Source organism: Dietzia timorensis (assembly GCF_020742175.1).
Lineage (GTDB): Bacteria > Actinomycetota > Actinomycetes > Mycobacteriales > Mycobacteriaceae > Dietzia > Dietzia timorensis_A.
Map to the genome: position 1 here is coordinate 1 of NZ_DYXM01000146.1, position 20,621 is coordinate 20,621.

Sequence of the window (20,621 nt, forward strand, 5' to 3'; positions counted from 1 at the left end):
TTCCACTTCGCGTCACCATGTCGTCATCATCGGATCCGGGTTCGGCGGGCTGTTCGCAGCCCGCGAGTTCAAGGACGAGAACGTCGATGTCACGCTCATTGCGAAGACCGGGCATCACCTGTTCCAGCCGCTCCTCTACCAGGTGGCCACGGGCATCCTGTCGGTCGGCGAGATCGCTCCGCCGACACGCTTTATTCTCCGCGACCTCAAAAACGTGAAAATCGTGCTCGGGGATGTCTCCGACATCGACGTCACGTCCAAAAAGGTGAAGTACGTGTCGGGTCGAATCGATATCGAGACGAGCTTCGACAGCCTGATTCTGGCGGCCGGCGCGAACCAGTCCTACTTCGGCAACGATCATTTCGAGCAGTACGCACCCGGAATGAAGACCGTCGACGATGCTCTTGAGCTTCGCGGCCGCATCCTCGGCGCGTTCGAGCAGGCCGAGCTCACCACCGACGAGGTTGAACGGCGCCGACTCCTCACTTTCGTCATCGTCGGGGCCGGCCCAACCGGCGTCGAGATGGCAGGGCAGGTCGCCGAGCTCGCGCGAAACACCTTCAAGGGCCTGTACCGGAGCATCGACCCTTCATCGGCCCGCGTAGTCCTTCTCGATGCGGCACCCGCGGTGCTTCCCCCGTTTGGACCGAAGCTCGGCGACGAGGCACGACGAGCGTTGGAAAAGCTTGGTGTCGAGGTGCAGCTCGGCGCGATGGTTTCCGGAGTGGATGGCCGCGGACTCACCGTCAAGGACGAGTCGGGGCACGAGCGCCGCATCGAATCGGCGTGCAAGATCTGGTCGGCCGGCGTTTCCGCAAGCCCGCTTGGTGCGATCGTGGCGCGACAAACCGGCGCAAAGGTCGACCGTTCCGGCCGAGTTCGCGTGGAAAAGGACCTCACGCTTCCCGGCGCACCGAACATTTTCGTCGTGGGCGACATGATGGCCCTCGATGGCCTGCCCGGTGTTGCCCAGGTCGCCATTCAGGGTGGCCGCTATGCGGCTCGCCAGATCATCGCGGAGGTCGGGAATTCTGCCGACCCCTCTCGCCGTAAGCCGTTCAGGTACTTCGACAAGGGGTCGATGGCGACGGTGTCGCGCTTCAACGCGGTGGTGAAGATCGGCCGAATCGAGATCGACGGTTTTCTCGCGTGGATCATGTGGCTCGTGGTGCATCTCGCGTACCTGGTCGGCTTCAAGAGCCGATTTACCGCGTTGGTGTCATGGGGAATGCACGTCATGGGGAACCAGCGTTCGCAGCTCACGTCGACGAGCCAGCAGGTCTACGCGAGAAGCGCCCTGGAACACATTGAGGATTCCGCCGCTTTGCTCACGTCGTTCAACCCTCCCGAAGGAGTGGACGAGGAAGGCAGGTAGCGCCTGCGCCCTTACGCCTTGGGCGTGAGGTTCGCCAGCCTCACCTGGCTGGTCGCGAGAACACGGCCCGAAGCATCACTGATCTCGACGCGCCAGAGCTGCTGCGAGCGGCCACGGTGGATCGGCGTGCCCACGGCTGTCAACGTCCCCTCGGATACGGAGCGCAGGAAGTCGGTGTTGTTGTTCACTCCGACGACGTTTCCGCGGTCCCCCAGCCACGTTTGTCCGGCCACGCTGGCGACCTCTTCGGCGATGGCTGCGTATACACCGCCGTGCACGATCCCCACGGGCTGGTGAAGCTTCGCGGTGACCGGCACCTTGATCACCACCGAATCAGGTCCGGCTTCTATGTATTCAAAGCCCAGCGTCGAACCGAGGTTCTCGCCGTTCTTTGCCTTGTCTAGAAATTCCTGCCGCATCCGCTCGTCCATGCCCGCCCCTATTCGTCCGGTTTCCGCTATCGCTTCACCATATCGCGCGGCTGGCGTGGCAGTAGCCCACCGGTTAGCCGATCAAGGCCGGGAACGTTTCGGGTTGATATCCATGAGCGTGCTGGGCAGAGGCCGCGAACGTCTGACCGGATGACCGGCATGTTCCAGAGCCCCGAGGACGAGCTGCACGCGTCTCTCGGCCGCTTCACGGCACGTGCCTCCAAACCGCGAGGCGATCACTGCCGTGTACGAGGCCTCGCGTGCCGTCGTCGACCACATTTGTGCGGGCGTGCAGTGACTGAGACGCGACAGTGAAGCGAAAACCGGTCCGAGGCTGGATGCGGCGCGGCCGGCGAGCCAATAGGCCATTTGGCTTTCCCCCGGCAACACGATCATCTCGGTGGGTGGAAGATCGACGCTCGCATAGCGATCATCCGGGAGAACGCGCATCGTCGAATCGTCGACTCCGACCCAGTCGAAACCCCACTCCTGGTTCGTCCGTACATAGAAGTTCGTGATGTAGGGATCCCAGATCCGTCCCTTGTGTACGAAACTCGCCACCGCACGGCCGAGCACGGAATGCACGAACTGGCTCGTCACAAGGTAGGTCGCGTACTTGACGTCGCCGTACTCGTCGAAGTGTGCGGCGAACATGTCCTCGACCAAGCAGTACTGTTCAAGCTCGGAAAGTGCGCGCCAACGTCGCCTGTTGTGGACGCCGAGATCGGCGATGGAATACATCCGCGGATCGTCGTTGCTCAACTTCGCCATGTCGAGAGAAGTCTCTGCGAACACCGGATTATCGGATCCGCGCTCGTGTATTCGTATTGGTCTGGCCATCTAACTAACACCTCCGCACTTCACGACGCCTGCGGCACACGATGTGGTTCCCTTGCAGGGTCACATTCTTTCGTTCGTGGCTGGAGGTTGTCGCGTCGCTTGCTTCACCTTCTGACTCTGATGCTCAAAGAATTTATTACGCGAATTTTTGGACTTTCCTGGTCGACCGTTAAGTATTCAACCAGACGCATAGCCCGTATACCAGGGCGGAACATGGTTTACATAAATCATTTACCATTTGTTTATCTGAATTATTTAGACGCCGTATTAGCTTTTTCCGATTATCGATGGCCGAACGAAACCGGCTGTCCGCCCCACTTCACCGGGCACTGACTATATTTGAGTCCATGACTGACGCATCGCCTTCGACCGCACAGGCCCCCGCAGACGGCAAAGCAAACATCGGAGTCACGGGACTGGCCGTGATGGGATCGAACATCGCCCGTAACTTCGCCAGGAACGGTTTCACCGTGGCGCTGCACAACCGCTCGATCGCGAAGACCGACGCGCTTCTCGAAGCCCACGGCGACGAAGGAACCTTTGTTCGCACCGAGTCGATCGCGGAGTTCGCCGATGCCCTCGCCACGCCGCGCTGCGCGCTCATCATGGTTCAGGCCGGCGCGGCCACAGACTCCGTCATCGATGAGCTGGCTTCGGCGTTCGACGAAGGCGACATCATCATCGACGGCGGTAACGCCCTGTACACCGACACGATTCGCCGCGAGAAGGAAATGGCCGAGCGCGGCATCCGATTCATCGGCGCCGGCATTTCCGGCGGAGAAGAGGGCGCACTCGAGGGGCCGTCGATCATGCCCGGAGGCCCGGCATCCAGCTACGAGGTCGTGGGCCCGATTCTCGAGAAGATCTCGGCTCACGTCGACGGCCAACCGTGCTGCACCCACATCGGCGAGGACGGCTCCGGCCACTTCGTCAAGATGGTGCACAACGGCATCGAGTAGTCCGACATGCAGCTCATCGGCGAGGCATATCACCTTCTTCGGGAGGTCGGCGGGCTCGAACCCGCCGCGCTCGCCGAGGTATTCCGGGAGTGGAACGAAGGCGACCTCGATTCCTACCTGATCGAGATCACCGCAGAGGTTCTCGCGCAGGTCGACAAACGTTCCGGTTCCCCACTCGTCGACGTCATCGTCGACCAGGCGGGGCAGAAGGGCACCGGCCGGTGGACGGTCAAGGCCGCGCTCGACCTCGGTGTCCCGGTGACGGGAATCGCCGAGGCGGTGTTCGCTCGGGCGCTTTCGAGCTCGCTCCCGCAGCGCGAGGCCGGCAAGTCCCTACCTTCGGGCGCCACCAACGTCCCGCTCGACACCGGCGACGATTTCGTCGATGACGTGCGGAAGGCGCTCTACGCGTCGAAGATCATCGCCTACGCACAGGGCTTCGATCAGATCAACGCGGCCAAGGACGAATACGGCTGGGACATTCACCGTGGCGATCTGGCCACGATCTGGCGGGGCGGCTGCATCATCCGCGCCAAGTTCCTCAACCGCATCGTGGACGCGTACGAGGAGAACCCCGAGCTGCGCAGCCTCGTCGAGGCACCGTACTTCCTTTCGGCCCTCACCGATTGCATCGATTCCTGGCGCCGCGTCGTCGCGACCGCCGTCCACGCCGGAATCCCGGCCCCCGGCTTTGCATCCTCGCTCGCCTACTACGACGCGTTGCGCACCAACCGTCTCCCGGCCGCGCTCACCCAGGGGCTGCGCGACTACTTCGGTGCGCACACCTATCGCCGTACCGATGCCGAGGGCTCGTTCCACACCCTCTGGTCCGGCGACCGCAGCGAAGTCGAGGCGTAGCAGCTCATCGACGTTCCCAATTTGGATCAGGTGCTCACCGACTGTGGTGTGGCGGTTCCCGTGCGTCACGCGGTGCGCAATATTGCCGATGGCCGGGCAACCGAGGCCCAGCGCCTCGGCATCCCCGCGCTTGTCACCCACGACCACCTCGCACTTGTCGCCCCCACGGGGTCCGGAAAAACGCTCGTCGCCGCCGTCGCCGCATGTATCGAACTGGCGACGGGGGCGAGCGCCCCGCGGCGCCCACGCGTCCTCGTTCTCTGTCCCACCCGGGAGCTCACCGATCAAGTCTCCGGCGTCCTGTCCGACGTCCTCGAAGGCGTCGGCGCACGCACCGTGTTCCTCAGCGGAAGTCCTGCGGCACGCAAGGACACCTACGTGCTCGCGCGCCCCGTCGACTGCCTCGTCGCCACCCCGGGGCGAATGCTCGATCTCATTCGTCGCGGCACAATCTCGCTGGATGACGTCGGACAGCTCATTCTCGACGAGGCCGATATGCTCCTTGGTCCGAGTTTCCATACGCAGACTGCCTCGATTCTCGATTCGGTCACCCGCACTCGCACCCGATACCCGAAAATCCTCGCCATGACGGCGACCGCGTCCGCCGAGTACTCGGAAAAGCTGGGGGCCGAGTTCGGCGCGTCTTTCCACGACATCCGGATCTTCGCAGACTCATCCCCCGCTACGACGCCGCACGCTCCGGCCGCTGCGGGGCCGCCCGCATCGATAGAGCTTCTTCTCGCACAGTCCGAGCAGGCAGTTCGGAGCGCCCTTATCGAGCTGTGCGAGAGCGCTCGTTCGGCGATGGTCTTCGTGCCCCGGAGAGCCGATGTCGCCGATCTCGTCGCCGCTCTCGAGGACCACGGGGTATCGGTGGGCGGATTTACCGGGCGCTCTGCGATCTCCGTGCGGACGGCCGCAATGGACTCTCTCCGCTCCGGAGAGGTGTCGGTGCTGGTCAGCACCGATGTCACCGCGCGCGGGATCGATGTCGCCGACCTCGCGATGGTCGTGCACGTGGGGCTTCCTCATTCGGCCGAGGACCTCACGCACCGCTCGGGCCGAACCGGGCGCGGGCACCGGCCGCCGGGTCTCGTCGTCGCGGTCATCGCGCCGGAGGAAGACGCACGCCTACAAGAGTTCGCCGACACCGCGGGGCTGCAGGTCCACCGGTCCGGCAGCGCCCGCGCGGTGGCCGGGAAATTGCGTCCGTCCGACGTCATACGGCGCCCTCCCACCCCAAAGTCGAAGGCCTCGACACGCGACGCGGAATCGCGGGATGCGGGTGCCGGGCATCCCACCCGAAAGCGGACGGGAGCCAAGGGGGCGAACGGCGGGCGCACGCGTGGACAGCCGCGCGCGGTCGGTCGGGGCAGGCAGCGTGGTGGGCACCCCCGGCGTGGGCGCTGACAACTTTGTCGGGACGTCGTAGTATTTTTGCATTCATACTCTACGAGGCGAAAGGCGGTTTGAGTGCCCAGCGCACCCAGTGATACTTGCGGTTCCAGACGATGGGGCATGCTCCGGCGAGGGGTATGCCCGTGACCATCGCCATACAACTGCTTTCCGTCCTCGCCTTCTTCGCGTTGACGCTGGGTACTGCCTTCTTCGTGGCTGCCGAGTTCTCGCTCGCGGCGCTGGAGAAATCGGGCATCGATACCCGCGCCGAGAATGGCGACGCGCGCGATCGTGGGGTGCAGGCCGCGCACCGCAAGCTCTCCCTGCAGCTGTCCGCGTGCCAGGTGGGCATTACGATCACGACGCTCATCACCGGCTATCTCGCCGAGCCTCTTATCGCGAAATTGCTGGAACCGCTCATGGAGGCGGTCGGGCTCCCGGAGTCCACCGCGATCGTCGTTTCGCTCGGACTTGCGCTGGTAATCGCCTCGTACCTCTCGATGGTGATCGGCGAACTCGTGCCGAAGAACATGGCGATCACCAACCCGACGGCGACGTCGCGCTTCGTCGCGCTGCCGCTCCTGGGCTTTACGAAAGTGTTCGGCTTCCTCATCCGGGCAATGGACACCTCGGCGAACGCCATCGTCCGCAAGCTCGGGGTCAAGCCCGGCGACGAGCACGCGGCCCGCTCCTCGAGTGAGCTCGAGGCGCTCGTGCGCAACTCGGCCCGCGAGGGGGCGCTCGAGAACGACACGGCGGTCATTCTCGAACGCTCGCTGTCCTTCGGAGAGCTCAGCGCCGAGGACATCATGACGCCCCGTTCGACGGTCATCACCCTGGGCAGCGACGACTCGATCTCCGATCTCGTGCGCACCGCAGTCGATTCGGGGTTCAGTCGCTTCCCCGTCACCGCGCAGGGGCTCGACGAGACGATCGGCATGGTGCACGTCAAGCAGGCGCTCGCTCATCCTGTGGAAGAACACGAGTCGATTCCGTTGTCGTCCATCGTTCGCCCGGTCCACCGGGTCCCCGATTCGCTGGACGGCGACTCGGTTCTCACCCGCATCCGCTCGGAGGGTGCGCAGATGCTCCTCGTCATCGACGAGTACGGCGGCGTCGCCGGGCTGGTGACGCTCGAGGATGTCGTCGAGGAAATCGTCGGCGAGGTCGTCGACGAATACGACGACGCCTCGGAGGGCAGGCCGATCTACCGTCGGGGTGCCTGGTGGGTGTCGACGGGACTGGCGAGGCTCGACGAGGTCTCCCGCGAAACCGGTTACCACGCACCCAATGGGCCGTACGAGTCCCTTGCCGGGCTGGTGATCTTCGCTCTCGGCAGAATGCCCGAGGCCGGCGACGTGGTCGATCTGCCGTCGGACCAGGGCACGATTTCCGATGAGCTCGATGCTGGGCACTTCCAGGTCTGGCAGGCGAAGGTGACGAAGATGGATGGACGCCGAATCGATCAGGTCACCATCGGGCCGAACGTCGCGGCCTCCACTCCCGCGTCCGCCAACGAGAACGAGGAGGGCCGGCGATGAACGGATTGTGGGGCGTACTCCTCACCATTTTCCTGCTTGCCGCGAATGCATTTTTCGTTGCCTCGGAGTTTGCGCTCATTTCCTCGCGCAAGGACAGGCTCGAGGCGCACATTGCCCAGGGGCGCGAGCGTGCACGAACCGTGATGCGCGCGACTGAACGCCTGTCGTTGATGATGGCGGCCAGCCAGCTCGGCATCACCGTGTGCTCGATCCTGCTGGGTAAGGTCGGCGAGCCCGCCATTGCTCATCTCTTCGAGCCGATCTTCGAGTTGCTCAACGTACCCGAATCGCTTGTGCACCCGATTTCGTTCGTCATCGCGATGTCGCTGGTCGTGCTCTTGCACGTGCTGCTCGGCGAGATGGTGCCGAAGAACATCGCCATCGCCGGGCCGGAGCTCACGGCGATGTACATCGTCCCGATCCACCTGGCGATCAGCCGGTTGGTGAGCCCGATCATCCACTTCTGCAACTGGTCGGCGAACCTGATCCTCCGTGCGTTCGGCGTGGAGCCTAAGAACGAACTCGATTCGGTCGTCACCCCGGCAGAGCTATCGTCGATGCTCGCCGACTCGCATTCCTCCGGCTTGCTGGACAAGGAAGAACACTCGCGGCTGACCCGCGCGTTGGATAACGAGACGCGCACGGTCAACGAGGTGATGATTCCCGTCAACGCGGTGCGCACGGTCCGCGCCACCGATGCCGGCGTTCCTCTCGAGGCCATCCGCTCGGCGGCCGGCGAGACCGGCTTCTCCCGTTACCCGGTGCAGCGCCACGGAACCGGGTTCGAGGGATACGTCCACATCAAGGACACCCTCGCTTCGATCATTCCTGACGACGGACGTCCCTCCTCCAGCGACAGCGATCATCTCCCCCTCTCCGCGATCCACGCGATGCCGTCGATCGGCGAGCACGAGCTGTTCGAGATCGCGCTGGGCAAAATGCGGCGCACGTCGAGCCACATCGGCAACGTGGTTGATGCGCGCGGATACACCGTGGGTATCGTGGCGCTCGAAGATCTGATCGAGGAATTTGTAGGCACGGTACGAGATGGCACCCATTACCGCCGAGACGGGCGCACGCGCTAGTCGGCTGCGTCTAACGCTGGACGACTGGCGCTCACGCGAGGCCGAGCACCACGCCGCGGTGGACGAGCTGACCTCAGCCCACCTGCGACGCTCGCACGCCGGGATCAAGCACCCGATCATCGACTTCCTATTCACCTACTACCGGTCCTCGGTCGGGGCGCTGCGGACCTGGCATCCCGGCACCGGGGTGCAGCTCGAGATCGAGAACTGCCGCCGCGGGATCCCCCGCTTCTATCGCCGCGTGGAGGCCGCCGAACCCGACGGCGTCTCCGCCATGGAAGTTGATTTCGACGCGGTGGCCGCGTCCAAGGGGAAACGCTGGCAGCGCGCAGCGACGATCGTGGCTCGCACCGCATCGAGGCCGCCACGGTTCGGCTGCTTCGGCCGGCACGAATGGGCGATGGTCTACCGCCTGCGCCCGCACGAGATCCGCCACGAGCAGGTTCCCCTGCGGGTGAGCGAGGAGACTATCGCCGAGCAGGTCGAGGCGGGCGTTCACTGCACCCATTTCGACGCGTTCAGGTTCTTCACCGCGCCCGCCGAACCGCTCAACGAGTTCGCCCTCAATCGGGACTCCCAGCTCGAGCGAGAGCAGCCGGGGTGCCTGCACGCGGGAATGGACCTCTACCGCTGGGCGTCAGAACTCGGACCCGCATGCCCCTCGGATCTGCTCCTCGACACATTCCGCGCGAGCCTTCGCGCCCGTGTCGTCGACATGCAGGCCTCGCCCTACGATCTGCGCGACTACGGGTACGAGCCGATCAAGATCGAGACGCCTCACGGGCGCGCGCAATACGCGGCATTCCAGCGCCGCTGGGCGGAAGAGACGAACGTGCTGCGCGAGCGGATGCTCGCGCTGTATGCCTCGCTCGGGGTCTATCCCGAGTAGGGGCCGCCGGGGTTCAGGCCCCGGGGAATTCTCCGGCTGCCGGCCGACGGCTCGAAGGAACAGCGTCGATCTCGAGGGCTGGGGCGACGAAGCGCTGTACGACGTCATAGACGGTGTCGATGACCTGCGCGGGAACCGTTTCCCTGGCGAGCAGGCCGATCGTGCGTGCCGGCCGCGGCTCGCCGAACTCGACGATCGCGCAGTCGGTGTCGCGCGCCTCGACCGCGGCTGCGGTCGCAGGAAGAACGGTGATCCCGAGCCCCGCCTCGACGCAGCGCACGGCCGTGGACAGGTTGCTCACCTTGGTCTGCGTCGAACCGAGGATCCGTGCGTTGCCCTGCCGGCACAGATCGAGCGTCTGGTCACGGAGGCAGTGGCCGGCCTCGAGCAGGAGGACCGTCTCCTCGTCGAGGTCCTGCGGGAAGATGTCTTCACGCGAGGCGAGAGCATGATCCGAGGGCGCGGCAAGCACGAAACGCTCGTTGTAGAGCGGGTATTCAAGAAGCCCACGCGCGCCGACCGGAATAGCGAGGATGGCGACGTCGAGGCGGCCGGAGCGCACGGATTCGACTAGGTCGTCGGTCTGTTCCTCGACGACAACCGGCTGGAAACCCGATTCGGGCGCGGACATCCCGCGCAGCAGCGACGGCAGCAGGTACGGCGCGACCGTGGGAATGACGCCCATGTTCACCGTCACCCTGCCGGCCCGGCCGGGATCTGCAGCGGCAACCATCGCGTCGAGCGACTGCAGCGCGGTGCGGGCGAACGGCAACAGGTTGAGCCCCTCGGCGGACAGCTCGACCTTCCGTGCGCCGCGCCGCACAAGTTCTACCCGTAGGCCCGCTTCCAGAGTGGACAGGGCCTGCGAGAGTGCGGACTGACTTTGCCCCGCCTCGGCGGCCGCGGCGGTGAAACTTCCGAGGTCGGCGACCTTGACGAACGCCCGCAGCTGGGCGGGCGTGGGCGAAAATTCGGTGCGCGGCATGAACATCACCGTATGCCGTGCGAGCCCCGCAAGCAATAAGACATCCTGAAGCGTTAACTAAATCACTATTAGGTTTACTTTTAGTACCGCAGTGGGCATAGTGGTCGTGGGCCACTTGAACAAGTGGACACAAAACTTCCGAATAATCGCGCCCACTAGGAGGCACACATGGCTATCCGTACCATCGGCGACCAGTTCCCGGACTTCGAGCTCACCGCTCTTCGCGGCGGAAACCTCAGCGACATCAACGCTTCGCAGCCCGAGGATTACTTCGAGACTGTCACCAACCAGTCCTACAGCGGCAAGTGGCGCGTCATCTTCTTCTACCCGAAGGACTTCACCTTCGTGTGCCCGACCGAGATCGCCGCGTTCGGCAAGCTCAACGACGAATTCGCCGATCGCGACACGCAGATCATCGGCGGCTCGATCGATAACGAGTTCTCGCACTTCAACTGGCGCGCGACCCACGAGGACCTCAAGACCGTCCCGTTCCCGATCCTCTCGGACATCAAGCACGACCTCATCAAGCAGCTCGGTGTCGAGAACGCCGAGGGTGTCGCGGACCGCGCCACCTTCATCGTCGACCCGGACAACGTCATCCAGTTCGTGTCGGTCACCCCGGACGCCGTCGGCCGTAACGTCGACGAGGTTCTCCGTGTCCTCGACGCTCTCCAGTCCTCCGAGGTCTGCGCCTGCAACTGGCAGGCCAACGACCCGACGAAGAACATCGACAAGTTCTCCGAGATGCAGGAGGGAATCAAGTAAATGAGCATTGACAATCTGAAGAACGGACTCCCCGAGTACGCCAAGGATCTCAAGCTCAATCTCGGTTCGCTCGCACGCTCCACGGAGCTGAACGAGCAGCAGCTGTGGGGCTCCCTCGTCGCAGCGGCAGCCACGACCCGCAACGACACCGTGCTCTCCGAGATCGCGGACGAGGCTCGCGGGCACCTGTCGGACGAGGCGTTCAACGCCGCGCTCGCCGCATCGTCCATCATGGCGATGAACAACGTGTCCTACCGCGCCAAGTCCTGGCTCGGGGATGACTACGCCCAGGTCCGCATGGGCCTTAGGATGAACGTCATCGGGAACCCGGGAGTCGACCAGGCCGACTTCGAACTCTGGTCGACCGTCGTTTCCGTGATCAACGGGTGCGAGCACTGCACGCTCGCGCACGAGACCAAGATCCGCGAAGAGGGTCTCACCAAGGAGCAGGTCTGGGAGGCCATCAAGGTCGCCGCGACCGTCCAGGGTGTCGCGCAGGCGATCCAGATCGACGCCGCGCTCTAGGCACCTCCGCCGTCCAGGCATAAAGAACATCCCCCGCTCTCCCATGGAGGGCGGGGGATTTCTTCATGTCCCGAGGGACATGCTGCAGTATGACGTCGGACGCGCCGATACCCGTAGGCGTCGCGGCAGGCTGGCCCCTGATTCAACACCGAAACGTGTAGACACATGTATTCACGTGTAGTTGCCGAATTCGGCGTACGTTCATTTAGGAACGCGGGGATTCGTCCTCGGCCGTCTCCGGCGCCTCGGCGTCGGTCTCATCGCGCTTGATGAGCGGGCGATCCTCCGGGTGTTTCGAGTACCACGCCTCTTCCCCGTCGTTGGCCTTCTTCACGGCCCACACGGTTCCGGCCGCGGCGACAATGGCGAGCGGCCATCCCATAGCGATGCGCGCGACGCCGAGGGCATCTTCGAGGTCGGCATAATACAGCGGCGCCTGCACGGCGACGCGCGCGAAGAACACGAAAGCCCATATCGCGGTGGCGACGATGTACCAGCGCATTGCGGCCGGAACCTTTCGCCACGCATTACCGTGCCCGTTGACGAAGCCCCAGATCACACCGACCAACGGCCACTTGACCGCGGCACTTACCGCGAACACGAGTCCGTAGACGATCTGGGTGATGATGCCGTAGAGGTAGTAACCGCGCGCCGAGCCGGTGCGGTAGGCGATGAACACGCAGATCACCACGGCAAAGAAGCCGCCGATTGCGGGAGCGATCTTCTCTCGGCGGATCACCGTCCACAGCAGAAGTACGACCGCCGCGCCGATCGCGGCGAACATTGCCGGCCGAAGGCCCCAGAACGCGTTGACCGGAACGAACGCGAGCACCGGGAGCGTAGAGGTGACAAGGCCCTTAACGCCGCCCATCTGCTCGAGCAGTGGCGCGTCCGGATCTCCGAACATCGACGGGGCGGCTGGCTTGGCGCCCGCACCCGATGACGCCGAACCGGATAATTTCTCCGTGGGCTTCTCGCTCACTGATTAGCGTCCTTCTCGCACGGGACCGGCAACGTCCTCGCGCAGTTCGTAGCGGGGGTTGAAGAGCATTCGACGGTTGTTCTTGAACGCGATGCGTCCGGACACCTGGAGGCAACGGCCCACCTCGATGCCGGGGATCGATCGCCTTCCCAACCAGACGACGTCCACTGATGCCGTGCCGTCATAGACCTCGGCGGTGACACCGAGCTCGTCTTCCCCGAGCCCGTAAGTGACGCTTCGGATGCGGCCGATGATCGTCGCGGACTGCCCGCAGGAACACGAGCACACGGAGTCGGCGCCCGAGGAGCGGGACGCCTTCTCGAGCTCCTCGGCGTCGGAGTGTTCCAACGTCTGCGTCAATCGCGCACCCAGACGACCCAGAAATCCCGTCTCGCTCACCGGTGTACCTCCAGATCGAGCACAGAGAATTGCGGAAACGAGGAAAGTCTACTTCTCATCGTCCAGTTCGTGAAGACGGTTCATCGCGGACGTGCGCTTGCGCCGCTTCATCTGCGGCGGCTCGGCGCTCCCACCCCCGACCTGGTGCGGAGCGGGTGCTTGGTTCTGCGCCGCGTTCTGCGCCGCATTCGGCGCGGGTGCCGCCGGCTGTCCACCGGCGGGAGCCGCCGCGCCTGCGTTCGGACGTGCCGCCGCAGCACCCTGCCCTTGCGCCTGCGCCCCGGCCTGCGCGGTGCGGGCCGTCGCCGCCTGCTGCTGCGCGAGCTGCTGGCGGGCCTGGTTGAGCGACGCGGTGATCTCCTCCGGAATGTCCATCGGAAGGAGCTCCCCCGCCGGCATCGGATCGGTGCCACGGTTGACGATAAACCGGCCGACGATCTCGTGCGCCTGCTCCATGGCTTCTTCGGCCTTGTCCTTCGTGCTCACCACGCGCACTTCGAGCATCCAGCGCGGGCCCTCGACCCCGATGAGGCGGAGCATCGCGTTCGACTGCTCGGCGACGAGCTCGCGCCCCCACGGACCGTCTTCGTGAAAGGTCGTGGCGCCCTGATTGTCGAGCTGCTCGCGAATGGACGACATGAAGGTGCGCCACTGGCCGCCACTGCGCGGGGCGGAGAACGCACGCGGAATCACCCGCGCCGCCTCGCTCACGACGTGGAATTCGGGAGTGCCGTCCTGGGACAACGCAGCGTTGAGCTGCGCGTTCGGTGGGATTCCGAGCACGATCGTGCCGAGGTTGAGGTAGCCGTACCCCAGGTCCTTGTAGAACGCCTCCACGTCGGGCACCACCGACTTATCGAAAGGCCCGTCCTGCGGGTCGAAGTCGAAGCCCTCCCGCTTGGCCGGCTGCTCCGCCTGTTCTGTGTCGGCTACCGTTGCCGCATCATCGTTATCCGGTGTTGCCGCGTTGGAGTTCTTCCGACGACCGAACATTCTTCACGCTCCCTATATCGCCACGTCGCGCACGCTGCGCGAGCGATTCTCACCTAATGCTATTCGGATTTTCTCCAACCGACCGTACTCCGGGGACACCTGCCCCACGCCGTCGGCCGAGATATCCGTTCACTTCCCTCTCTGCGCGGGTCAACCGAGTCGGTCGTGGCCGCCGGTCGAACCGAAGCCCTTCGCCCCGCGGGCGCTCTCGCCGAGTTCGGCGACGCTCCCCACTTCGCGCACCGACCACAGCTCGACGCGCTGAATAAGCAGCTGCGCGATCCTGTCACCCCGGCGGATATGGATGGGCTCGGCGGGATCGTGATTGATGAGATTGACCTTGAGCTCACCGGTATATCCGGCATCGATCGTGCCGGGCGTATTCACCATGGACAGCCCCGCTTTGTGTGCGAGCCCCGATCTCGGGTGCATGAGGCCGACGAACCCCGGCGGGATGCGTACCGCGAGACCTGTCCCGGTGAGGTGGCGCGCGCCGGGGCGCAGCTCGACGTCCTCCGCGCTATAGACATCGATTCCCGCATCGTCTGCGTGGCCGCGCACCGGGAGTGGCAGTTCCGGGTCGAGCCGGTGGACGAGGAGCTCGCTCGAGCTGTCATCGGCGGGCGGCGTCGAAGAAGTGGTTGCGGGGGTTTCGGGCACGGGCTTTGCCTCCACGGTTGGGTGCTATCGGTGGAACTTTTCGATACCAGCATGGCAGGTGGGGGTGCGCTCACCAGAGACCGAGGTTCCGGCGACGCCGGGCCGCCGCGATAGTCTGGTAGCCGTGAGTGAACGTATGGAATCGTCCCCGGGCTCCGGCCGCGACACGGAGAAGGAGCTGTACACCGAACGTCTCTACGTGCCGGTGTGGTGGTGGCTGTTTCTCTTCGCAGTGATCGCCATCGTCATCGGCCAGGGGGTGTTCATCAGCTCTCCCTGGTGGGTGTGGCTGCTGCTCGTCCTCGTCGGCCCGCTGATGATCTGGCTCATGTGGCGCCTGGGTAGGGAAAAGGTCGCCATCGTCGATGACGGCGGAGGTGCTCGTTCGCTTGTAGCGGGCGGCGCCACGCTGCCCTTCGACGCGATCTCGCGGTGCGCGGTGGTGCCCAAGACCGCGAAGAGCGCGGCCATGGGGCGGCAGTTGGATCCCGAGGCCTACGTCGTCCACCGCGGTTACGTTCCGACGATGGCGATCGTCGTGCTCGACGACCCGTCGGATCCGACGCCATACTGGCTCATCAGCACCCGGCGCCCGGAGGAACTCACGGATCTATTGCCGGGGAAGGTCGAGAACTAGCGAACTAGGGAACTAGGGGCCGGCAACGCCGGCTGCGCATCGGACCGCCCCGCGCCATCGCGGGGCATGCGGCCTTACGGTTATGCGCAGTCCTGGCAGACCGGGAGGTTGCCGTCCATGCGGGCGAGCCGGCTGCGGTGGTGCACCAGGAAGCACGAGCTGCAGGTGAACTCGTTGTTCTGGATCGGCACCACGCTCACGCTGAGTTCTTCACCCGAAAGATCCGCGCCGGGAAGCTCGTAGGACTCTGCCGTGGCCGTCTCGTCCTCGTCCACGACACCGGTCGTCCCCTCTCCGCCGCGGCGCGCCTTGAGCTCCTCGAGCGAATCGGTGCCGAGCTCGTCCGAGTCAGTCCTACGGGGGGCGTCGTAATCGGTAGCCATGATTCACATTCCTCGAACTATCCGGTGGTGGTGAATGGCCTCGTATCCGCCATCCATTCGGTTACTGCGCGTTCATTAATTAACGCATCCAGCGATCGCAAAATAGCGCACGTCACATATCAAAGCAACAGGCTTGTCGAGATAATGGAATATCCTCAGACAAAAGCCCACCGTACGCCGGGCGTCCTGGATAAATAAGGACGGGCTTCAGGAAATTTCACCCCTATACAAGGGGTGTCGACACCTTCGCGCCGACCTCTCGAATTTCTCTGTGGCCCGCCGTCATACACCCAGTCTTTGCGACCGTTCCGCATGCCCGCGAGAGCTTAGCGCGCGCCGCGGCACGGGAATCCGGCGGGGACGGCATAGAGTAGACGCCGCACGCGTTGTACCCGCCCCGATGGATCCGGGCGCAAGGAAGGTCGATATTCAGCCATGGTCGCTCACCTGAGCTCACGAAGCGTTCCCCGCCCGCCGATCAAGCGCGGATGGGACCGTTTGACGACGCCGTACGCGCTCGTCGTCGCGGTGATGCTCGTCCTCGGGGCGATTGTCGCCGCCGTGGCGGTGTCGATCAGCGATCCGGAGACCTCGACCGTGGCGTGCGAGCTTTCGGACGAAGCCAAGGCCGCAGGGCTGGAGGAAGAGGATGCGAGCACGCTCGACGGCGTCGACGCGGCTCCGCTGGAACAGGTGCCTGTGCGGGTGCTCAACGCCAACGGCCAGACCGGGCAGGCCGGGCAGGTCGCCTCCGAGCTCGGCGAGATGGGCTTCGCCGTGCCCGACGCCAATCCGGTGGGCAACGATCCGCTCTACCCGGAGCAGAACCTCACGTGCCACGGCCAGATCCGGTACGGGGGCGAGGGGCAGTCCGCGGCCGCGGCGCTCAAGCTCGCCGCTCCGTGCATGCAGCTGGTCGCCGACGGGCGCCCCGGCAACACGGTCGATCTCGCGCTCGGGAGCTACTTCCAGGAGCTCAACACCGAGAATGCCTCGAAGGAAGCACTCAGCTCGCTGGCCTCCGGCGGCGAGTCCTCGGAGGAGCAGGTCGGACCCGCGTCCTCCGAAGTGAGCTGTTAGCTCTCCCCTCGCACCTCTGCCCGCAGCGCGTCAGCTATCTGGGGCGCGGCTGCGACCACGGCATCGCCGGGATCGTTTGCCAGCTCGACCTTGGCGCCGGCCTCTTCGGCGATGACCAGCCCCGCAGCGTAGTCCCACACCTTGATGCCGCGCTCGTAGTAGCCGTCGATCCGTCCGGCGGCGAGATGGCACAGGTCCAGCGCCGCCGCTCCGAGCCGGCGGATGTCGCGCACCTTCGGCAGTAGCCGCGCCACCACCTCCCCTTGCTGACGCCGGACGTCGCGCTCGTAAGAAAAGCCGGTGGCCACGAGCGCCGTGGCCAGGTCGTCGCGGCCGGACACACCGATCCGCCGCCACCCCGCGTCCGCGGAGATCCGGTGCCACGCTCCCCCGCCGCGGCGCGCCGCGTACGTCTCTCCAAGGCTGAGCGCGTGCACAGCGCCCGCCACGTGCTCGCCGTCGACGACGGCGCCCAGCGACACCACAGACAGCGGCAGCGCGTACAGCAGGTTGACCGTGCCGTCGACGGGGTCGGCGATCCACGTGACACCCGACTCCGCGATCTGGCCGCCTTCCTCCTCCCCGAGGATCGCGTCGTCCGGGCGCAGCTCGCCGAGAATCCGGCGGATGAGTGCCTCGGACTCGGTGTCGATCCGGGTGACCGGGTCGACGTCGGTCGACTTCGTCTGCGTGCCGAGCGCCTCGGCCCGCGATTCCGTCCCATCTCCAGCGCCAGCCTGACCGAGCTCGTAGCGGAACACGCGGCCGACGTATTCGGTGATCTCGACGGCGAGGAGTTCGAGGACCCGATAATCGTGGGGCTCGACGTCATCCATGAGCTGTTGGAGACGTTCGGAGGGCCGCCACTCCGGGCGGGCGGAGGGCATGTCGGGAGCGACGATCGGTTGGGGCGGGAGGAGATGTTCGGGCATGACGTCCTTTCAGGCTCGGCGCGCGGGAAGGCGCCTTCTGTGGCCCCGCTCGCGCCTTGGCATTAACCTTGCCGCTGGAGACCACGCGGCGCACCCCGCGCGCCACAAGTCGAGGAGAACCATGGCACACACCACCGAATCAGGCACCGAGGCGACGGATCACATCGGGCTCGGCGTCGACGTCGGCGGAACGGGAATCAAGATCGGGCGGATCGACCTGCGTGCGGGCGAGGTCATCGGTGAGCGAATTTACATCGACACCCCGCAGCCTTCGACCCCCGAGGCCGTGGCAACAACCATCGCCGGGGTGATCGACGACCTCGACTGGACCGCGCCGGTGGGCATTGCGCTCCCCACTGTCGTCCACAAGGGAATCGCCCAGATCGCCTACAACATCGACAAGTCGTGGATCGGCACCGACGTCGAGGAGCTCCTGGCTCGCCACCTCCCGAACAACGTGACGGTCACGCTCAACGATGCCGACGCCGCCGGCATCGCCGAGTCCGTGTTCGGCGCGGCGAAGGGCACCAAGGGCCTGACGCTGCTCCTCACTTTGGGCACCGGCATCGGCTCGGCGCTCCTCCTCGATGGCAGGCTCGTGCCCAACTCCGAGCTCGGTCACGTGCTCGTTCGCGCGATCGACGGGGTCACTGTCGACGAAACCGAGAACCTCGCAGCGCCGTCGCTCAAGGAATCCAACGGGTGGTCGTACGAAGAGTGGGTGCCGCGCATCGATTCGGTGCTCAAGCAGCTCGAGCATGTGCTGTGGCCCCGGCTGATCGTCATCGGCGGCGGCATCAGCGCCGAGTCCGAGAAGTGGTTTCCGCTGCTCACCAATCGCACGGAGGTAGTCGCGGCGACCCGACACAACGACGCGGGAATTATCGGCGCGGCCGCGCTCGCGGCAGAGGACGCAGGAATAATCGATCTCTCCGGCGTGTTCAGCTAAGTACGCCGCACGTTGCGGCGCGCGGGAGCTCTGATCTCTCGCAGCGATTTTCTGCGGGTATCCATACGCGCTCTGCTGCAGTAATGTGGGTCCATTGTAGTCCTTCTAGCAGGGCAGATACTTTAATGTGCGCAAAGCTCGTTACAATGGCACGCAGAGATTAAGCGCCTGGTTAATTGGGCGCTTTTTGCGCGCGGTTTAGTCGGCTCTCGCATCCATTGCGAGCACGGCATACCGCGCTGCAGTGAACGACTTTTCTTCAGCGATGTACAAAGGGGCATGCGTGGTAGCCACCGATAGCGATACTTCCACTCAGACGTCGGCCGCGGCCGACTCGGGATCCGGAAGCGCTCCGGCTAAGAAGGCCGCCCCGAAGAAGACGGCGGCCAAGAAAACTGCGGCGAAGAAGACCGCTGCTAAGAAGACGGCCGCGAAAAAGACCGCAGCCAAGAAGGCTGCCGCCGGCGCGGCAAAGGCACCCGCCAAGAAGACGGCGAAAAAGGCCGCCGCCAAGAAGACTGCGCCCAAGGGCGCGGCGGCGACGGCCCCCAAGGACGCCGATCCCGCCGAGTCGACGACCGTCGATCCCGCCGCCGAGCAGGACGAGTTCGCGGACAATGACGATGCGGACGTCGAGCCCGAAAGCGGCGAGCTCGCCGACGATCCGGCCATTGACGACACTGCCGAGATCGAGGAAGACGACTCCGATAACGACAACAAGGCCGTCGTCACGCCGAAGAGCGCGGTAGAGGCCGAGGAAGAAGATCCCGAGGCCGACGCGGAGGTCGAGAAGAAGCCGACCGCCAAGGATAAGGCGTCCGGCGACTTCGTCTGGGACGAGGACGAGTCCGAGGCGCTTCGCCAGGCCCGCAAGGACGCCGAGCTCACCGCTTCGGCGGACTCGGTCCGCGCGTACCTCAAGCAGATCGGTAAGGTCGCGCTGCTCAACGCAGAGGAAGAGGTCGACCTCGCCAAGCGCATCGAGGCCGGTCTCTACACGTCCCACCTCGTCAAGCAGATGGCCGAGGACGGCAAGAAGCTCACCCCGCAGCAGCGGCGCGACTTCCGCTGGATCGAACGTGATGGCGTCCGCGCCAAGAACCACCTCCTCGAGGCCAACCTGCGTCTCGTGGTCTCCCTGGCCAAGCGCTACACCGGTCGTGGCATGGCCTTCCTGGACCTCATCCAGGAAGGAAACCTCGGCCTGATTCGCGCGGTGGAGAAGTTCGACTACTCCAAGGGCTACAAGTTCTCCACGTACGCCACGTGGTGGATCCATCAGGCGATCACGCGCGCCATGGCCGATCAGGCCCGCACCATCCGCATCCCGGTGCACATGGTGGAGGTCATCAACAAGCTCGGCCGCATTCAGCGCGAGCTGCTCCAGGATCTCGGGCGCGAGCCCACCCCGGCCGAACTCGCCAAGGAGATGGACATCTCCGAGGAGAAGGTCATGGAGATCCAGCAGTACGCTCGCGAGCCGATCTCCCTCGACCAGACCATTGGCGACGAGGGCGATTCCCAGCTCGGTGACTTCATCGAGGACTCCGAGGCCGTCGTCGCGGTCGACGCGGTGAGCTTCACCCTTCTGCAGGACCAGCTCGGGTCTGTCCTCGAAACGCTCTCCGAGCGCGAGGCCGGCGTTGTGCGCCTGCGCTTCGGGCTCACCGACGGCATGCCTCGCACGCTCGACGAGATCGGCCAGGTCTACGGGGTCACCCGTGAGCGCATCCGCCAGATCGAGTCGAAGACGATGTCGAAGCTGCGCCACCCGTCGCGCTCCCAGGTTCTGCGCGACTACCTCGACTAGGTCCGGCTCTTACACGCGGACGTGACGCCCCCTCCTTGTACTAGGAGGGGGCGTTACTCATTGCGGCGACGTGTCGGTCGGCGCCCTGTCGATTGTTCAGTGTCGCCGACGGTCTGCGGGCTTGAGAGCGTCGCCGTCCGGCGTC

20 protein-coding genes and 1 pseudogene are annotated in these 20,621 nt (G+C 65.0%); 12 read left to right on the forward strand and 9 right to left on the reverse strand.

Annotated elements, in window-relative coordinates:
* Positions 1-1,375, forward strand: a 1,375-nt coding sequence (locus tag K8V11_RS07960; RefSeq protein ID WP_303912455.1) for an NAD(P)/FAD-dependent oxidoreductase, incomplete at its 5' end; no start/stop codon positions are given.
* Positions 1,376-1,386: 11 nt separating this feature from the next.
* Here the strand turns inward: K8V11_RS07960 and K8V11_RS07965 are convergent.
* Both K8V11_RS07965 and K8V11_RS07970 read right to left on the reverse strand, forming a co-directional pair.
* Entirely contained in the window at positions 1,387-1,806 is a 420-nt protein-coding gene (locus K8V11_RS07965) for a PaaI family thioesterase (RefSeq protein ID WP_303912457.1), read from the reverse strand.
* Between the two features lie 81 nt (positions 1,807-1,887).
* A complete protein-coding gene (locus K8V11_RS07970; protein ID WP_303912459.1) occupies positions 1,888-2,646 on the reverse strand; it encodes a hypothetical protein in 759 nt (252 codons plus the stop codon).
* A 347-nt stretch (positions 2,647-2,993) separates the two neighbouring features.
* Between K8V11_RS07970 and gndA the strand changes: the two are divergent.
* From gndA to K8V11_RS07995, 5 genes and pseudogenes are all read left to right on the forward strand, one after another.
* A pseudogene (gene gndA / locus K8V11_RS07975) lies at positions 2,994-4,463 on the forward strand (NADP-dependent phosphogluconate dehydrogenase).
* A 30-nt stretch (positions 4,464-4,493) separates the two neighbouring features.
* Complete coding sequence (locus K8V11_RS07980; RefSeq protein ID WP_303912462.1) at positions 4,494-5,873, forward strand: DEAD/DEAH box helicase; 1,380 nt, start codon at positions 4,494-4,496, stop codon at positions 5,871-5,873.
* A gap of 131 nt (positions 5,874-6,004) precedes the next feature.
* Positions 6,005-7,402, forward strand: coding sequence for a hemolysin family protein (locus tag K8V11_RS07985; protein ID WP_303912464.1), 1,398 nt, complete (start codon positions 6,005-6,007; stop codon positions 7,400-7,402).
* Complete coding sequence (locus tag K8V11_RS07990) at positions 7,399-8,487, forward strand: hemolysin family protein (protein ID WP_303912466.1); 1,089 nt, start codon at positions 7,399-7,401, stop codon at positions 8,485-8,487. Before K8V11_RS07985 ends, K8V11_RS07990 begins: the two co-directional genes overlap by 4 nt.
* Positions 8,450-9,376, forward strand: a complete 927-nt coding sequence (locus K8V11_RS07995; RefSeq protein WP_303912469.1) for a hypothetical protein — start codon at positions 8,450-8,452, stop codon at positions 9,374-9,376. Before K8V11_RS07990 ends, K8V11_RS07995 begins: the two co-directional genes overlap by 38 nt.
* 13 nt (positions 9,377-9,389) lie before the next feature.
* Here the strand turns inward: K8V11_RS07995 and K8V11_RS08000 are convergent, their stop codons facing one another.
* On the reverse strand, positions 9,390-10,361 hold the full coding sequence (locus K8V11_RS08000; protein WP_303912472.1) for a hydrogen peroxide-inducible genes activator: 972 nt from the start codon (positions 10,359-10,361) through the stop codon (positions 9,390-9,392).
* Positions 10,362-10,529: 168 nt separating this feature from the next.
* On the opposite strand from K8V11_RS08000, the gene K8V11_RS08005 reads away from it, so the two are divergent.
* Positions 10,530-11,126 carry a peroxiredoxin gene (locus tag K8V11_RS08005; RefSeq protein ID WP_067471288.1) on the forward strand — a complete coding sequence of 199 codons (597 nt, stop codon included), beginning with the start codon at positions 10,530-10,532 and terminating at the stop codon, positions 11,124-11,126.
* A complete protein-coding gene (locus K8V11_RS08010; RefSeq protein WP_303912476.1) occupies positions 11,127-11,651 on the forward strand; it encodes a carboxymuconolactone decarboxylase family protein in 525 nt (174 codons plus the stop codon).
* Positions 11,652-11,856: 205 nt separating this feature from the next.
* Here the strand turns inward: K8V11_RS08010 and K8V11_RS08015 are convergent, their stop codons facing one another.
* The 4 genes from K8V11_RS08015 to dut form a co-directional block, all read right to left on the reverse strand.
* Positions 11,857-12,633 carry a DUF3159 domain-containing protein gene (locus K8V11_RS08015; RefSeq protein ID WP_303912478.1) on the reverse strand — a complete coding sequence of 259 codons (777 nt, stop codon included), beginning with the start codon at positions 12,631-12,633 and terminating at the stop codon, positions 11,857-11,859.
* Positions 12,634-12,636: 3 nt separating this feature from the next.
* Positions 12,637-13,032, reverse strand: coding sequence for an OB-fold nucleic acid binding domain-containing protein (locus K8V11_RS08020; RefSeq protein ID WP_303912481.1), 396 nt, complete (start codon positions 13,030-13,032; stop codon positions 12,637-12,639).
* A gap of 48 nt (positions 13,033-13,080) precedes the next feature.
* The gene (locus tag K8V11_RS08025; RefSeq protein ID WP_303912484.1) at positions 13,081-14,025 is read right to left on the reverse strand and encodes a DUF3710 domain-containing protein; all 945 of its coding nucleotides are present in this window, start codon (positions 14,023-14,025) and stop codon (positions 13,081-13,083) included.
* Positions 14,026-14,175: 150 nt separating this feature from the next.
* Positions 14,176-14,685, reverse strand: coding sequence for a dUTP diphosphatase (gene dut, locus K8V11_RS08030; RefSeq protein ID WP_303912485.1), 510 nt, complete (start codon positions 14,683-14,685; stop codon positions 14,176-14,178).
* 124 nt (positions 14,686-14,809) lie between these two features.
* On the opposite strand from dut, the gene K8V11_RS08035 reads away from it, so the two are divergent.
* A complete protein-coding gene (locus tag K8V11_RS08035) occupies positions 14,810-15,322 on the forward strand; it encodes a DUF3093 domain-containing protein (RefSeq protein WP_303912489.1) in 513 nt (170 codons plus the stop codon).
* A gap of 80 nt (positions 15,323-15,402) precedes the next feature.
* Here the strand turns inward: K8V11_RS08035 and K8V11_RS08040 are convergent, their stop codons facing one another.
* On the reverse strand, positions 15,403-15,705 hold the full coding sequence (locus tag K8V11_RS08040) for a DUF4193 domain-containing protein (protein ID WP_303912494.1): 303 nt from the start codon (positions 15,703-15,705) through the stop codon (positions 15,403-15,405).
* 435 nt (positions 15,706-16,140) lie between these two features.
* Here K8V11_RS08040 and cei point away from each other — a divergent pair, with 435 nt between their 5' ends.
* Positions 16,141-16,785 carry an envelope integrity protein Cei gene (gene cei / locus K8V11_RS08045; protein WP_303912497.1) on the forward strand — a complete coding sequence of 215 codons (645 nt, stop codon included), beginning with the start codon at positions 16,141-16,143 and terminating at the stop codon, positions 16,783-16,785.
* Here the strand turns inward: cei and K8V11_RS08050 are convergent.
* On the reverse strand, positions 16,782-17,717 hold the full coding sequence (locus K8V11_RS08050) for an inositol monophosphatase family protein (RefSeq protein WP_303912500.1): 936 nt from the start codon (positions 17,715-17,717) through the stop codon (positions 16,782-16,784). The genes cei and K8V11_RS08050 overlap by 4 nt on opposite strands.
* Positions 17,718-17,838: 121 nt before the next feature.
* Here K8V11_RS08050 and ppgK point away from each other — a divergent pair, with 121 nt between their 5' ends.
* On the forward strand, positions 17,839-18,666 hold the full coding sequence (gene ppgK, locus K8V11_RS08055; protein ID WP_303912503.1) for a polyphosphate--glucose phosphotransferase: 828 nt from the start codon (positions 17,839-17,841) through the stop codon (positions 18,664-18,666).
* Between the two features lie 217 nt (positions 18,667-18,883).
* On the forward strand, positions 18,884-20,476 hold the full coding sequence (locus tag K8V11_RS08060; protein WP_303912523.1) for an RNA polymerase sigma factor: 1,593 nt from the start codon (positions 18,884-18,886) through the stop codon (positions 20,474-20,476).
* Positions 20,477-20,621 lie beyond the last annotated feature (145 nt).